The sequence below is a fragment of the Aurantiacibacter flavus genome (assembly GCF_039710615.1).
GTDB classification, from domain to species: Bacteria; Pseudomonadota; Alphaproteobacteria; order Sphingomonadales; family Sphingomonadaceae; genus Alteraurantiacibacter; species Alteraurantiacibacter flavus.
In genome coordinates this window covers 433,192-447,132 of the sequence record NZ_JBDLBR010000003.1, presented here as the reverse complement: position 1 = coordinate 447,132, position 13,941 = coordinate 433,192, and the positions used below count along the sequence as shown (strand labels likewise).

Annotated in this window: 13 protein-coding genes; 6 read left to right on the top strand and 7 right to left on the bottom strand. The window is 64.3% G+C overall.

Going from position 1 to position 13,941, the window contains the following annotated elements:
• The first annotated feature begins 51 nt into the window (after positions 1-51).
• On the top strand, positions 52-1,020 hold the full coding sequence (locus ABDJ38_RS11260) for a hypothetical protein (protein WP_346785190.1): 969 nt from the start codon (positions 52-54) through the stop codon (positions 1,018-1,020).
• 41 nt (positions 1,021-1,061) lie between these two features.
• Here ABDJ38_RS11260 and ABDJ38_RS11255 read toward each other — a convergent pair whose 3' ends face one another.
• Positions 1,062-1,457 (bottom strand): MAPEG family protein, encoded by a 396-nt coding sequence (locus ABDJ38_RS11255; protein ID WP_346785189.1) that lies wholly within the window; start codon positions 1,455-1,457, stop codon positions 1,062-1,064.
• Between the two features lie 2 nt (positions 1,458-1,459).
• The gene (locus ABDJ38_RS11250) at positions 1,460-3,085 is read right to left on the bottom strand and encodes a TIGR00341 family protein (RefSeq protein WP_346785188.1); all 1,626 of its coding nucleotides are present in this window, start codon (positions 3,083-3,085) and stop codon (positions 1,460-1,462) included.
• 77 nt (positions 3,086-3,162) lie between these two features.
• Here ABDJ38_RS11250 and ABDJ38_RS11245 point away from each other — a divergent pair, with 77 nt between their 5' ends.
• Genes ABDJ38_RS11245 through ABDJ38_RS11235 form a run of 3 tightly spaced genes read left to right on the top strand, consistent with a single transcriptional unit; the run spans position 3,163 to position 5,493 of the window.
• A complete protein-coding gene (locus ABDJ38_RS11245; RefSeq protein ID WP_346785186.1) occupies positions 3,163-4,365 on the top strand; it encodes a toxic anion resistance protein in 1,203 nt (400 codons plus the stop codon).
• Between the two features lie 13 nt (positions 4,366-4,378).
• The gene (locus tag ABDJ38_RS11240) at positions 4,379-5,185 is read left to right on the top strand and encodes a hypothetical protein (RefSeq protein WP_346785185.1); all 807 of its coding nucleotides are present in this window, start codon (positions 4,379-4,381) and stop codon (positions 5,183-5,185) included.
• Positions 5,185-5,493 (top strand): polyhydroxyalkanoic acid system family protein, encoded by a 309-nt coding sequence (locus tag ABDJ38_RS11235; protein WP_346785184.1) that lies wholly within the window; start codon positions 5,185-5,187, stop codon positions 5,491-5,493. Before ABDJ38_RS11240 ends, ABDJ38_RS11235 begins: the two co-directional genes overlap by 1 nt.
• Before the next feature lie 4 nt (positions 5,494-5,497).
• Here the strand turns inward: ABDJ38_RS11235 and ABDJ38_RS11230 are convergent, their stop codons facing one another.
• Genes ABDJ38_RS11230 through ABDJ38_RS11220 form a run of 3 tightly spaced genes read right to left on the bottom strand, consistent with a single transcriptional unit; the run spans position 5,498 to position 7,806 of the window.
• Complete coding sequence (locus tag ABDJ38_RS11230; protein ID WP_346785183.1) at positions 5,498-5,962, bottom strand: DUF2721 domain-containing protein; 465 nt, start codon at positions 5,960-5,962, stop codon at positions 5,498-5,500.
• Positions 5,963-5,988: 26 nt separating this feature from the next.
• Entirely contained in the window at positions 5,989-7,026 is a 1,038-nt protein-coding gene (locus tag ABDJ38_RS11225; protein WP_346785332.1) for a mannose-1-phosphate guanylyltransferase, read from the bottom strand.
• Between the two features lie 48 nt (positions 7,027-7,074).
• Positions 7,075-7,806 (bottom strand): energy transducer TonB, encoded by a 732-nt coding sequence (locus tag ABDJ38_RS11220; RefSeq protein WP_346785182.1) that lies wholly within the window; start codon positions 7,804-7,806, stop codon positions 7,075-7,077.
• Between the two features lie 126 nt (positions 7,807-7,932).
• Between ABDJ38_RS11220 and ABDJ38_RS11215 the strand changes: the two genes are divergently transcribed.
• Positions 7,933-8,157: a DUF2171 domain-containing protein gene (locus ABDJ38_RS11215; RefSeq protein WP_346785181.1), complete on the top strand. Its 225-nt coding sequence runs from the start codon at positions 7,933-7,935 to the stop codon at positions 8,155-8,157.
• Between the two features lie 87 nt (positions 8,158-8,244).
• Here ABDJ38_RS11215 and ABDJ38_RS11210 read toward each other — a convergent pair whose 3' ends face one another.
• Both ABDJ38_RS11210 and ABDJ38_RS11205 read right to left on the bottom strand, forming a co-directional pair.
• Positions 8,245-9,678, bottom strand: a complete 1,434-nt coding sequence (locus ABDJ38_RS11210) for a sulfatase-like hydrolase/transferase (protein WP_346785180.1) — start codon at positions 9,676-9,678, stop codon at positions 8,245-8,247.
• A 104-nt stretch (positions 9,679-9,782) separates the two neighbouring features.
• Positions 9,783-12,863 carry a TonB-dependent receptor domain-containing protein gene (locus ABDJ38_RS11205; RefSeq protein ID WP_346785179.1) on the bottom strand — a complete coding sequence of 1,027 codons (3,081 nt, stop codon included), beginning with the start codon at positions 12,861-12,863 and terminating at the stop codon, positions 9,783-9,785.
• Positions 12,864-12,981: 118 nt separating this feature from the next.
• Between ABDJ38_RS11205 and ABDJ38_RS11200 the strand changes: the two genes are divergently transcribed.
• A complete protein-coding gene (locus tag ABDJ38_RS11200) occupies positions 12,982-13,941 on the top strand; it encodes a LysR family transcriptional regulator (RefSeq protein ID WP_346785178.1) in 960 nt (319 codons plus the stop codon).

The window sequence follows — 13,941 nt, the reverse complement described above, 5'->3', positions numbered from 1 at the left end:
TCTCGATGCTAGGCGCTTCGCGATCTTAGTCACGAGAGGGATATGAGGCAGATGGACAGGAGTTACCGTCTTTCGCGGCGCGCATTCGGCGCTGGACTGCTTGGCGCGGGTATCGCGGGAGCAGCTCCGGCGCAGGCGCAGTTCGGCGGACTGGGCAATCTCGTGCGCTCGGTGACGAACGAGATCGGGCTCGACCGCGTGTTCGGCGGCGAGGAACCCATCACCACCAACCTGACCGACGCGGTCTGGGGCAATCCCTCGCTTGACGGGGTGGACCCGCCGCTCGCCCCCGCGCCGATGACCTCGCTCGAACGCACGGACGAAGGCGGTTTCGTGCTGCAACCGGGCTATTGGCAGTTCGTGGCGCAAAGCTATTGCCTCCACGCTGGCACGCATGGCCCGGGCGGCGGTGACGGCTATCTTTACGCACCGCTGGAGGGCTCGCGCGAAGAGGCGATCCGCGACATCCTGCGCAACTCCGTGCAGCACCCGGAGATCGAGCAACGCGATATCCAGACACTTATCTGGGCCATCCTCGCCCGCGCCAAGTTCGAGGACCTGAGCAACGAGCACAAGCTGGTGGCAGCGCAACTGCTCACCCGGCGCCAACTGGCAACACTCAACCGCTCGGCGCTCGATCTGGTGCCTTCGGGCGCGATGAGCAGCCTTGTGGGAGAAGTCCCCGCCCCCTTGCGCGCCGCATTCCGCGCCGAGGCCGCGCTGCGCAACGGGCTCGCCGGCGGAGCCAGCTACTCCGAGCTTGAAAGCATCGCCGTGCTGACCGGCGCGGTGCCAATGGGCGAAGGCAGCATAGCCGTGCCCTCGGGCCGCTGGAGCGACCATCCCGACGGCTACCGCATCCGTTACTACCCCTCAGGCTACAGCCGCACCGAGGTGCATATCTGGTGCGAGGAAGGCAGTGCGGGCGCGGGCAAGCGGTTCGATCCGAGCGTGCAGGTTGCGGTGCCGGGCAACACCGCCCGCCAGCGCCTCGCCCAGTCGGGCCGCGAGAAGGTTTGAGCACCCACATCCGTTCGTCCTGAGGAGCGAACGGACCTTCGCTATATGAGCAGCAGCGTCACGATAATGGCCAGCAAGGCCAGCATCCCCACGCCCCAGACCAGCGTCCGCACCTTGGGCACTCCCGCCCAATAGAGCGGCAGATAGATCACCCGCGCCACCAGCCACACCCATGCTGCCATGCCGATAAGGCTGGAGCCCTGACCGTAAATGTCGCCCACCAGCAGCGCGATGATCGCAATCGGGTAAGTCTCGAGAAAGTTGTCGCGCGCGCGTTCGAGCCGTGCGGCAATGTCGTTAAGCGGCGGCAGATCCTCGTCACGCGCACCCATGTTCCAGTCGGTGCCGTACTGCTTTGTCTTGAAGCGGATCGCCAGCATGATGTGCGCGAGCAGCAGCAGCGTAGACAGCAGGAGGACGGTAATCTCGCTCGACATCGCTATTGCTCCATATCCCACTCCACGCGCACCGTCCCATAACCGCTGCCGCTCGTCTCGGTGCTTGCGGCAACACCATCGTCGGCGAGCGCCTTGCGAACATCCTCGACCGCCTCGGTGGGGCCGGACAGAAGGATCGGCAGGCCCTTGCGCCGCTGCGCCCACTCTACCAGCGCCAATGCCTTGCGCCCCTCGCTGGTCATGGTGTCCGACACGCCGACATCGGTCGTCACCTCCTGAAAGCCGATACTTGGCAGCGCCAGCGGCGGCGGCTCGAAACGGATATCCCAAGCCGGTTCGGTCGCATCGATACGCCGCTCCAGCTCGGCATAGGCGGCAAGGTTCGCGCCATCGAGCGGTCGAGCGCGGACCATGGCGCGGCGGTTGTCGCGGTCGACCGTCACCTGATCGGTCGGGACTCCTGCCAGCAAGGCCAGCCGCTCGGCGATCACGCCTGCCGTTTCAAGGCTTTCGGCCTCGCGCTGGCGACTCTCGCCGAGTTGCGCGAGTTCCGCCTCGCGCGCGTCAGCACTCTGGATTTGCAGGATCGTGACCGAGACCGGCCGCCCCAGTCGCGATTCAAGCTGGCGCGCCGCATTGCCCTCAACCTCGGCGCGGTCGAACAGTTCATTGGTATAGACAGTGGCCGAAACCTGCACCGCGCCAGTGGAAAATTCGACCTTGGGATCGACGTCCTCCGCCTTGCCTTCGAAAACGGTCGAAATCTCGTCGCGGATCACCCGCTGGGCCTGCGTTTCCCAGGCGATGGTCTGCAACGACAGGCCGAGCGGGACGGCCAGCACCACCAGAGCGACAACCATGCCCACGCTCTGCAACTGCGAGCCGCGCTCCGACAGGCTGGACGAAAAGCCATAGGCCCGCGCCATCGCCGTGGCCGTGAGCGCGATGGCGGTGAGGTTGGTGACGAACAGCAGCAGCGCGCCCGAGAACACCGTCCAGTTGAAAGTCGCAAGGCCGAAGCCGACCACCGCGAGCGGCGGCATCAAGGCGGTGGCAATGGCCACGCCGACAATAGTGCCCTCGCGCCCGCGGATCATCGCATAGGCGCCCGCGATGGCGGAGAAGATCGCCACCAGCAAGTCGAACAGGTTGGGTCGGGTGCGCGCGGCGATCTCGCTGGTCACGTTCTGCAAGGGCGACATGAACACCACCACGGCGCAGAACATGATGGCAAAGCCGGTGCCGATGGCGAGGCTCTTGGCCGACTGGCGCAGCCACTTGTAGTCGCCGATGGCGAGCGAAAAGCCCACCCCCATTATCGGGTCCATCAGCGGGGAGAGCAGCATAGCCCCGATCACGACCGCAGGCGAACTGAGCAGCAGGCCCAGAATCGCAATGCCCGCCGACATGCTCACCATCAGCAAGTAGCGAGCGGTGAGCGCGCATTCGGCGCGCCGCTTGGCGATCACCGCCGCCTGATCGACCGTGCCGCTGGCCTCGGTGTGCCACCAGGTCTGGAACGTGTCCCACACGTGCATCAGGCTGGGGCCGTGGCTCGACGCCGGGCCGGAACCGGCGGCACTCGCCTTATCTGCGTCGGGGCTCTTGCTCTCGGGTTGCATTCGCAACCGATAGCGCGGAAAATCGGGCAGGTCCAAGAGTAGCAATTGCGGGAATTCTTGAAAGCCCTGTCTTATACTCCTAATACAGTACTGATCGAACCCAAGGGAAGGTGTGAGAGCCGATGGCCACGAGCGATGAAACGATGACCGCGAGCAAGCTGGAGCTTACTCCGCCTGACCCCGTGCCCAGTGTAACGCCCACCAGCGCCGCCGGGCTGGTGCCGGTGGACGAAGAGAAGAAGACCGCGCTGCAGGAAAAGGTCGAAGGCTTCGTGAGCGAGCTGATCGCGCTCGACGCCAATTCGCCCGATTTCGGCAAGAAGGTCGATCAGATCACCAGCATGGGCCGCAAGGAAATCGCGGCTGCGAGCCAGATGTCGAACCGCTTCCTCGACCGGCCCGTGCGCGCGATGGATCAGGATACGGGCGTCGGCGCCGACCTCACCGAGCTGCGCCGCACGGTGGAGGATCTCGATCCGGGCCGCCGCGGCAAGATGACCGGGCGCAAGTTCCTCGGCATCATTCCCTTCGGCAACAAGCTGAAGAACTATTTCGACAGCTACACCTCGGCCCAGAGCCACATCCAGTCGATCCTTGCCCGCCTTTCCAGCGGCAAGGATGAGCTGCTGATGGACAATGCCGCCATCGACGTCGAACGGCAGAAGCTGTGGGAGGCGATGGGCAACCTCGAACAGATGATCCACATCGCCAAGTCGCTCGACACCCGGCTGGAAGAAGAGGCCGCCAATCAGGACAGCGTCGATCCGGCCAAGGCCAAGGCGATCCGCGAGACAGCGCTGTTCTATGTCCGCCAGCGCACGCAGGACCTGCTCACGCAGATGGCCGTGAGCGTGCAGGGCTATCTCGCGCTCGATCTGGTGAAGAAGAACAATGTCGAGCTGGTGAAGGGCGTCGACCGGGCGAGCACGACTACGGTGGGCGCGCTGCGCACCGCCGTTACCGTCAGCCAGGCAATGACGAACCAGAAGCTGGTGCTCGACCAGATTACCGCATTGAACACCACTACGGCGGGCATCATCGATTCGACCGGGCAGATGCTGCGCGACAACACCGGCCGCATTCACGAACAGGCCGCGTCGAGCACGATCCCGATGGAAACGCTGCAACGCGCGTTCCAGAACATCTATGATACGATGGACGAGGTCGACAGCTTCAAGCTGCGCGCGCTCGATTCAATGAAGCAGACGGTCGATACGCTGTCGAGCGAGGTCGAGAAGTCGAAGGGCTATATCGCCCGTGCAGAGGGGCAGGCCCAAGCCGCCCAGCAGGTGCAGGACAGCGGCATCCTTAGCCTCGAAAGCTGAGCCACCACGCAAGATGACCGACCTCACGCACCAGTCCGACCACATCGTCCGCGCCGCCGGCGACGCGCTTGCGCACCAGCGTGCGGGCGGGCGGCGACGGGGAGATTCGGTGGGGATGGCCTCGGCGCGGCTGAAGAAACAGCATCTGGTGAAGAAGGTCGTGCGCCTGTTTGTCACCATCGTCGCGATACTGGTGGCGGCGGGCATTGCCGGGGCGATCCTCAACGGGATCGGCTTTTACGGGGTGATGCTCACGGTGCTGGCCATGGTGGTGGCGGCCTTCGTGCTGGCGCGCTATCCGCGCCTGAAGACGCCCAGGCGCGCCGATCTCAACACGCCCGATGTGAAGCAACTGGTCGGCCGCACCGAGTTATGGCTCGAACACCAGCGCGACGCTCTGCCCGCGCCAGCCGTCAGCCTCGTCAACGATATCGGCGTCCAGCTTGACGAATTGCAGGTGCAGCTGGTCGAGGTGGATCAGAATCACCCCACCGCCGCGCAGATTCGCAAGCTGGTGGGCGAAGACCTGCCCGAGATGATCGCCGGTTTCCGCCGCATTCCGCAGCGGCTGCGCGACGAACAAAGCAACGGCACCACGCCCGCGCGCCAGCTTGAGGAGGGCCTGAAGGTGATCGGCGGAGAACTCGATTCGATCAATCGCCAGCTCGCGCAGGGCTCGCTTGACGATCTCGCCATCCGGGGCCGCTATCTCGAATATAAGTATGGCACCGCGATGGACACGGACAACGGTGTGCCGCTCGGCGATGAGGGCGCAGGCGTGGCACTGCCCGCCTTCGACAAGCAGGAGAGCAAGGGCTGATGCGGCTGGCTTTGCCCCACAACCTCACGCGCGAGCAAGTGCGCCGCCGCCTGCGCGAGAATTCACACCGGATCGGCGACAACATTCCGCTCGCCATGGTCGAGGTCAACACCAGCTGGCCAAGCGAAGACCGCATGGCGCTCGCCATCGACGCGATGGGTCAGGCGATCAGCGGCCATGTCGATATCGAGGATGCCGAAGTGGTGTTCACGGTCGAGCTGTCCGGCGCGCTCGCCTTTGTTGAGCCGATGGTGGAAATGGCGATCCGCAATCAGGGGCCGAGCCTGCTCGAACCGCCGAAGGGCTGAGCGTTCAGAGATTGCGGTGCAGTTCGAGGTAGCTTTCGGGGATCCGCAGCGCCTCGGTCGCCTCGCGGGTTTCGCGCAGGAACAGCAGCAGCGCCAGCATCAGCAATCCAATCGCGAGCATGAATGTTATCGCGGCCGCCGCGTTCAGCCCGGCATGGGCGAAGCCCTCGATGAACAGCAGCGCGACCGTCAGGCCAATCGAAAGCGCCGAAGATACCAGCAAGCGCATGGCCCGGCCGATGATGAGGATGCGGTTGTTGCTCATGCGAATCTCGCGGACCACCAGATCGTGCGCCTCACCCTCGGTCTCGGTAAACAGGCCTTGCAGGACGCGTGCGCGATCGACCACCCGCCCCAGCCGGGTCGACAGAATGTTCATGATATTGCCGATGGCGACCAGCACGAACACCGGCGCCAGCGCCAGCTGGATCGTCTGGACGATCATCGCATCGCTCTCCACCGTAGGCATCGTTGACCCTTTCCGATCCGGGCGCCTTACTGGTTGGCAGCCCCGCTAAGTTTGCCGACCTTTTGCGCTCCAGCCATGGTGGTAACGAGCACCTCGTCGCCGTCAACGACAATGGCTACGTCCTCCAGTCCGATGGCGCTGACACGCGGCCCGTCGGTGTCAACCAGCACCCGTTTGCAATCGACCAGCTCGGCCTGACCGCGCACGCAGTTGCCTTGGTCATCGCCCGCGCGGGCGTCGCGCAGGGCCTGCCAGTTGCCGATGTCGGACCAGCCCATCGAGACGGGCACCATAGCGGCGCGCAGGGTGTTCTCCATCACGGCATAGTCGATCGAGTCGCCCTCGATCGCGGCGAACGGCTCGGCCGCCGGATAGAACTCATCGCCGCGCGTCTCACCCGCCTCTACTGCAGCGCGCACGGCCTCGGCCATCTCCGGACGATGGGCCGCCAGCTCGGCCAGGAAGGCGTCGGCACGGAAGGCGAAAATGCCGCCGTTCCAGCTGTAGTTGCCATCGGCGAGGAACGAGATGGCCGTTTCCAGGTCAGGCTTCTCGACGAACCGCTCGACCTTGTAGCCTCTTTCGAGCGCAGCGCCCTTACGAATATAGCCGAAGCCGGTTTCGGGAGCGGTGGCGGCGATGCCGAAGGCGACCATATGTCCTTGCTCGGCCAGCGCGGCGGCATCTTTCACAGCACGGTGGAAGGCGGCAACATCGGCAATGTAATGATCGCTCGGGCAAACGAGCATTACTGCGTCAGGGCGCGGCATCGACTGCGCTGCGAGCGCAATGGCCGGGGCCGTGTTCTTCGCCGCAGGCTCGACAATCGTCATGCCGGTGCAAATCGGGGCGAGCTGCGCGCGCACATGGGCAAGGTGCGCTTCGCCTGTCACCACGGTTGGACTGGCAAAAACCGCCGGATCGATCGTGCGGCGAAGGGTAGCCTCGAACAGCGTCTGTTCGCCGACCAGGGGCACAAACGGCTTGGGTAGCGGCTTTCGGCTGCGCGGCCACAGGCGGGTGCCGCTGCCTCCGCACAGGATAACGGGGTAAATCAGGCTCAGCTCCATTCGTTATGCACTCGCAACAGGCCCCGCCTTTACAGCAATCGACTAACGGCGAAAGAAGTCCTGTCGCCAGCCATAGCGGGCAGGCACAGGATTGCCATTCGCATCGGTAGCCGGATTGAAGCGTATCCGCTCAATCACCAGCGAACAGACCAGCGCGTTGGTAGCAGGATCGGGGCCAGGCGCGACAACCGAGCAGTTACTGGCCCGGCCATCGACCCCAACGGTGAAGGCGACGGTCACCGAAGTGCCATCGCGCACATTGCGGCCACCTTCGGGGACGGGAAAGTCGCGCGCCGAGTTGATCGCGCCTGACTTATAGCTTGGGCCGGTGACGACGCCGCCACCCTGCCCGCGTCCCGATCCGCCTGCGCCGGTGCCTTCGCCTTCACCACCCGCACCAGTTCCGGCGCCCTGATCGCGCGCTCCCGAGCTGTCGGCATTTCCGGTCGAGGCGGCGCGAGGCGCGGGATCGGGTCGCGGCAGCGGCGCGCTCGGCGCCACGACTTCGCGCGGCGTTGCCCTCTCGCCCTCTTCGCCTGCAGCCCCTGCGTCTGGTTCCGGCGTAGCGACCTCAGGCGGGGGCGTAGGTTCGGGCTCCTCGTAGGTCGAGACGGTCACGGTCACCAGCGAGGTGGCCCGCTGCACCACTGCGGCCGTGAAGTTGGGCGCGAACAGCTGGGCAAGACCGATCAGCGCCAGCACATGAGCCACGGTCAACACCGCTATCAGCTTCCAGTTCAGCCGTTTCGCCGGACGGGGCTCGCTGCCGATCAAAGCCCGTCTCTCCATCCTTGCGCAATTGCCTTCGCGCAGCCGTGCCCCACGCGCGACCAGCCGAGGAACGACTTCCGTCCCGCCCCGTTAATTTTATATAACTGAATGAAATCGAAAGGATTATTCATGTTTGAGAAGCTGCGCATCAAGGAACATATGGAAGTTGCTGACGCCAAGGGCCAGCACATCGGCACGGTCGACGAGGTCGAGGACGAGCGCATCAAGATGACGCGGACTGACAGCGAAGACAACATGCATCACTATCTTCCGCTCGACGCGGTGGACAAGATCGATGACAACCGCGTCTATCTCAAGGAAGGCACGCGCATTCCGGTTGGGCTCGACGCCTAACGAACGGCGCGCAGTGCGCCTGCATCACAAAAAGGCCCGGCAGACCAAGCGTCTACCGGGCCTTTTGCGTTTTCATAGACAGAACAGTCAGTCGTTCCAGTTGTAGCGGTCGGGTACGTGCTCGGCGTCCATCCCGTAGCTGCGGGCCTTGGGATCGAACAGCATGTCTTCGTTCCAGGCCGCGTGCATGGCCTTCAACTCGGCGAAGACATCGGGCAGACGGTGCTTGAGATTGCCGCGCTCGCGCGGATCTTCGATCACGTCGAACAAGAACTCGTTGGGGCCGATCTTCAGATACTTGTAGTCGCCGAGCCGAACGGCCTTCTGGTCCTTGCTCCAATAGCGCCAATAAAGCGGACGATCAGGCGGCACCGCCCCCATGAGCGCAGGGGTCAGGTCCATGCCGTCGAACGGACGGTTGGGCGCAGGCGCCCCGCCCGCAGCGGCGAGGAAGGTCGGCAGCACGTCCATCGACATCACCGGCACGTCCGAGGTCGAGCCGGGGGCAGCAAGGCCCGGCCAGCGCACGATGAACGGCACGCGGATGCCGCCTTCGAGCAGCTCTGTCTTCATGCCCGAGAACGGCCAGGTGTCGCTGAAGCGCTCGCCGCCGTTGTCGCTGGTAAAGACCACCACCGTGTTGTCATCCATGCCCAGCTCATAAAGCCGCGCCATGATGCGGCCGATGTTGGCATCCATGCTGGTGACCATGTCGGCATAGGTCTCCATGGTGCCGCCATCGTAGTGCATGATGTTGAGGTTGTCGCCGCCATCGGGGCCCTTGGCGTCGAGCCGAGCGCTTTCAGCTCGGCCGGCGGCGTTGTCGCCTTCCCACGGCCAGTGCGGCGCGGTGAAGTGGAGGCTTAGCAGCCACGGCTTATCGTCCTGCGCGCGCGCTTCGAGGTACTCGATCGAGCGGTCGGCCAGTAGGTCGGTGTAATAGCCGTGCTCCTCGATGCGAACATCGCCATCCCATAGGTCTTCCTGCCCTGCGACCTTGTGCGTGAAATAGTCGACCCCGCCGCCCCGGTTGCCCCAGAACTCGTCGTAACCGCTTTGCAGCGGGCCATATTTCGGCAACAGCCCCATGTGCCACTTGCCCACCAGCGCAGTGTGATAGCCCTGCTGCCTGAGCAGCGACGGCAAGGTCGGCTCGCTCGGTTCGAGGCCGAGTTCGGGGTTCGACAGCGGTTCTTCCAGCCCCACCGGCAGGCGATACTGATACCGCCCGGTAATCAGGCCGACGCGGGTCGATGAGCAAACCGCCGAATTGGCATAGCCGTGCATGAACTGCATGCCTTGCGCGGCAAGGCTGTCTATCGCCGTAGTCTCGTATTCACGCCGTCCGTAGCACGAGGCATCGGCCCAGCCGAAATCGTCGGCCATGATGAACAGGAAGTTGGGCTTGCGCCCGGTGCCAAGGCCAAGCGCAGGAGAGGCCGCCGCCAGCATTCCGGTGCCCGCGGCCCCGGCGAGCGCCTGTCGCCTTGTGAAGTTTCCGATTGTCTTGCTGCCAGTCATCGAATTGTACCTCTTCTTGCCGTCCTGTCGTGTGGCCGGACCCCGCGCCCGGGGTAGGATGCGCGGAGCCCGGCCTGTATATGCCTGACTTTGCAGGCAGCTGTTTACATCCGCAACTTCACGCCCACCGTATAGCGCCGGCCGAGCAGATCGTAGACGGCGGCGTTATGCTGCGTGGCATAGCCGGTGAAGGCACTGAACGAGGGCGTGATCGGCGGCCCGGCATCGCCGAGGTTGGTAATGTTTCCGAACACCTCCATCTCGGCGCCGCCGAGAGCGAACTCGTAACCCAGCCTGAGGTCGAGATAGGTCACCGGGCTCACCCGGTTGTTCTCGATGGTGACGCCCTCGGTCTGCGTCACGTCCTGAATGCCGCTGCCGATATGGCGCGCCTGAAACAGCGCCGAGAGCCCGCCGTTGCGGTAGGTGAGCGAAGCGGTGGCGCGGAAATCGGCATAGGGGAAGTAGACCTGATCCCCCTGCCGCGCGCCGGTCTGCCCGGCGCGGTCGATATAGTTGCCGTTGGCGTCCGTTTCCGACCGTTCGAGCAGCCAGGAACTGAACAGGCGCACGCCGATATCCTCGTCCCCCCCGAACAGGGTCAACGGCGCCCGGTAGTTGCCCTCGAAATCGAGCCCGCGCACTGCGGCCTCGGCCACGTTCACGAATACATCGCCCACCAGTGCGATCGTGTTGTCAGTCGGGTCCAGCGTGATGAGGTCGCAGAACTGCTGCACGTTGTTCACGAAGCAGTTGTCGACCACCTGCTGGTTGCCGACCTGCCCGATCGCGCCCGAAATCGAAACATCGTAGTAATCGACCGAAAGTGCTAGGCCGGGCACGAAGTCCGGCGTGAACACGGCGCCCACGGTGAAGGTGTCGGCCTCTTCGGGACGCACGGCCGGATTGCCGCCCGAGAACCGCGTTACGGTGCAAATCTCCGGCCCGTCGGTTGCGGGTACGTCAGCCCCGGCCTGATCGCAGTTCTGGGTGAAACCGGCGCGCGGATCGGTGATGGTGGCCGTGCCGCCGGTCTTGTCGAAACGCTCCGACAGGTTGCCTGCACGCACGTCGCGCGAATAGGTGCCGCGCAGGCGCAGGGTGTCGAAGAAGCCCAGTTCGATGCCGCCCTTGTAGGCCCAGACGCTGCCCGACCCCGAATAGTTGGCCCAGCGGCCCGCGACATTGGCATTGGCGGTGAACCCATCGCTATCCACCAACGGCATCAGCAGTTCGCCAAAGGCCTCCCACACCCGCGACGAGCCCTTGATGTTGGAGACCTTCGAATATTGCACGCCCACGGTATTGCCGCAGTCCGGCGCGCTGACCCCGCGCAGGCCCGGAGCCTCTCCATTGCAGAGCACAGGATGGCCGGTTTCGTGGTTGGACGAGGGATTGGTCACATCCTGCACCAGTTGCAGCACCGATTCCTCGCGGAACGAGCCGCCGAAGGCCCCCGCGAGCGGCCCGGCCCACAGGTCCACAATGTCGCCCGAGGCCGAAATCTCGGCATAGTGCTGCTCGAAGGTGGTCGTGTTCACCTTCGCATCGTCGGTGGTGTAGCTGTAGGTCCGGCCGCTGGCGAAACCGTCGTCGGCGAAGAACAGATCGGTGGTGATCTGCTGGCCCGGCTCGAAGCTGGTGACATAGTCGACCGCCGCAGCGCTGGCATTGCCGCGCCCGAACAGGTTGATCGGCTCGCAACCGGGAAAGGCATCGCCGAACAGCGAGGTGCGACACACGATATTGCCGCTCCCGTCATCCACCGCATCGACTGCCGCGAAGATCCGGTCCACCCGCAAGCCTCGCTGCTTCCAGCGCCGCTCGGAATGGCCATACTGGTAGAAGGTGCCGACATCCCAGCCGTCGAACAGGCCACCGGTTGCAAGCTCCATGTCGAGGCCAATGGTGGCGATATGCTGTGTGATGCGATCGTTCAGCGAGGAATTGCCGATATCCTCGAGGCTGCCCATCCGGCGCAGAGTGAAGCTCTGGATATCGTTATCGATCATCGTCTGGCGCAGGTCGTCGGGCAGGAAGGCGTTATCCTGAAAGATCGTCAGCGCGGTGGGCGTGCCGCCGAAGCTGCCGCGCGGGGTGTTGTATTGCTGCACCTCGGTTCGCCCGTGGATGTACTGGGCAAACACCTTGATTCTGTCGGTCAGCTCGTAATCGCCATAGGCGAAGACCGAATAGCGTTCGAGATCGGGATAGAGGCTGATCACTTCGCCGGCGAGATCGTCGAGCGCCGGATTGCCCGCAGTGCGCGCAGGGGGAATGCCATAGCCCGCCTGGCTAACGGTGCCCGGCTCGAAGGGGGCGACATTGCCATTCCGGTCAAAGGCCAGACCGTTGATCGCGGTGCCAGGCGCGAAGATGCGCCCGTCGAAGCTGGCGTTGGCCGAAACCGTCCCCGGCACGAAGCGATAGGGCGCCGCCTCCGATCCGGCTCCGAATGTGCCATAGCCCTGATACCAGTCGCGCCCTTCGTAGCTGAACACGCCCTCCTGATTGAAATACTCGCCGCTGACCTGAAAGTGGCCGCGTCCGCCCGAAAAGTCGGTGCCGTAGGCGCCCGACAGCTGATAGTTCTCGCCGTCGCTGCGGTCGGTCATGCCGCCCGTTATTTCCATCTTGATGCCGGTGAAGTCGGTATCGAGGATGAAGTTGACCACGCCTGCCACCGCGTCCGAGCCATAGGCCGCCGAAGCGCCGCCGGTAACGGTCTCGACCGACTGGATCATGGACTCAGGGAACAGATTGATGTCGACCCCGCCAAAAGCGCTGGCCGCGGGCATCCGACGCCCGTCGAGCAGCGTCAGCGTGCGGTTCACGCCCAGCCCGCGCAGGTTCAGCGCGCCATAGCCCGAGCGGGTGAAGAAGTTGCCCGAATTGGGCGTTTCGCTGCCCGCAAACTGGGGAAGCTGCGTCACACCAGTCACCAGCGGACCGGGCGACAAGGCCTCGATCGCATCGGCCTGCACCACGGTGACGGGCACCGGGGCCTGCATCCCGTCGCTGGCAATGCGCGAGCCGGTCACCACGATGCGGTCGTCCGGCGCCTCGCCGCTTTCGCCGTCCTGTGCCAAGGCCCCGCCCTGCGGCATCAGCAAAGCGAGCGCGCTCACGCCGGTGGCCCACAAGGTGCTGCGATGCACCGGCGACTGCTTGCGCAAATATCCCATGTACTCTCTCCCATTGTATTTTTTTGAGGACGTAAGGCGCAGCGCAGCGGTCGGGCAACGCATCGCAAAGTGATCATGGGATATTGCCTTCAGGTTATGTCCAGGGCACAATTTGATAATGCCTGCCCTGCCTTTCACGCTGCGCCAGCTCGAAGTTTTCGCACATCTCGCCGCGAGCGGCAGCTTCCGTGCGACGGCAGATGGGCTGGGTATTTCGCAGGCATCGGTGAGCAACCAGATCAAGACGCTGGAGGAGCAACTCGGCCGCCGGTTGCTCGATCGCAAACCCGGCCAGCGCCCGATTCTCACCGCCGATGGGCAGGCTTTCCACGACGACCTGAAAGCCTTCGACGCTGCTGCGCTAGCCCTTGCCACCCATCGCCGCAGCGGCACGCCCGAGGCCGAGCCGGTGCGGTATCGTCTGCTCGTCGGCCAAGGCAATTTCGACAATTATGTGCGCCCCAAGCTCGACGGATTCCTCGCCGAGCATCCGATGATCGACCTTGAATTCGACACCCAGCCACCCTCCCCGGGTGTGGCCGGAACTATCCAGAACGGACACTACGACTTCGCGCTGATCAACCGCCGTTGCGACCTGCCGCAAGAGCCCCACCTTGAAAAGGTGGCGCGCGTTCGCGGCGGCATCTTCGGCCATAGGAAGCTGGTCGAAAACGAGGCGCTGCCCCTCGATCCGGCTCGCATCAGCGCCCTGCCATTTCTGCTGCCGCCAGCCGGCGGCAAGTACGAGCGCGAGGTGCTCGTGACGCTGGCCGAACACGGCGTGCGCCCCAGCCGGATCGTGGGCCACACGCAATATTACGACGTGATGGCCGCTATGCTCGAACGCGGCGTGGCAGTGGCATCGCTGACCGATGCGATCATGCCTCCCGCCACGCGAGAGAATGTCATCCTGCTGCTTCCGTTGATCGACTGGGATCTGGAATTCTATCGCAGGTCAGGCCTCGGCAATCCCTCGGCGGACCTGGTGGAGGCATTTCTCAAATCCTGCATGCTCGACAATCCCGATTATCCGGCGCTGCGCATCTATGGCCGTGGCGCGAACCAACAAAGATCATGA

Excerpts from the sequence above, each read along its gene's own strand:
- ABDJ38_RS11200 (WP_346785178.1), top strand. The coding sequence starts at position 12,982 with ATGCCTGCCCTGCCTTTCACGCTGCGCCAGCTCGAAGTTTTCGCACAT.
- ABDJ38_RS11255 (WP_346785189.1), bottom strand. The coding sequence starts at position 1,457 with ATGTCGAGCGAGATTACCGTCCTCCTGCTGTCTACGCTGCTGCTGCTC.
- ABDJ38_RS11260 (WP_346785190.1), top strand. The coding sequence starts at position 52 with ATGGACAGGAGTTACCGTCTTTCGCGGCGCGCATTCGGCGCTGGACTG.
- ABDJ38_RS11240 (WP_346785185.1), top strand. The coding sequence starts at position 4,379 with ATGACCGACCTCACGCACCAGTCCGACCACATCGTCCGCGCCGCCGGC.
- ABDJ38_RS11245 (WP_346785186.1), top strand. The coding sequence starts at position 3,163 with ATGGCCACGAGCGATGAAACGATGACCGCGAGCAAGCTGGAGCTTACT.
- ABDJ38_RS11230 (WP_346785183.1), bottom strand. The coding sequence starts at position 5,962 with ATGCCTACGGTGGAGAGCGATGCGATGATCGTCCAGACGATCCAGCTG.
- ABDJ38_RS11235 (WP_346785184.1), top strand. The coding sequence starts at position 5,185 with ATGCGGCTGGCTTTGCCCCACAACCTCACGCGCGAGCAAGTGCGCCGC.
- ABDJ38_RS11215 (WP_346785181.1), top strand. The coding sequence starts at position 7,933 with ATGTTTGAGAAGCTGCGCATCAAGGAACATATGGAAGTTGCTGACGCC.
- ABDJ38_RS11210 (WP_346785180.1), bottom strand. The coding sequence starts at position 9,678 with ATGACTGGCAGCAAGACAATCGGAAACTTCACAAGGCGACAGGCGCTC.
- ABDJ38_RS11205 (WP_346785179.1), bottom strand. The coding sequence starts at position 12,863 with ATGGGATATTTGCGCAAGCAGTCGCCGGTGCATCGCAGCACCTTGTGG.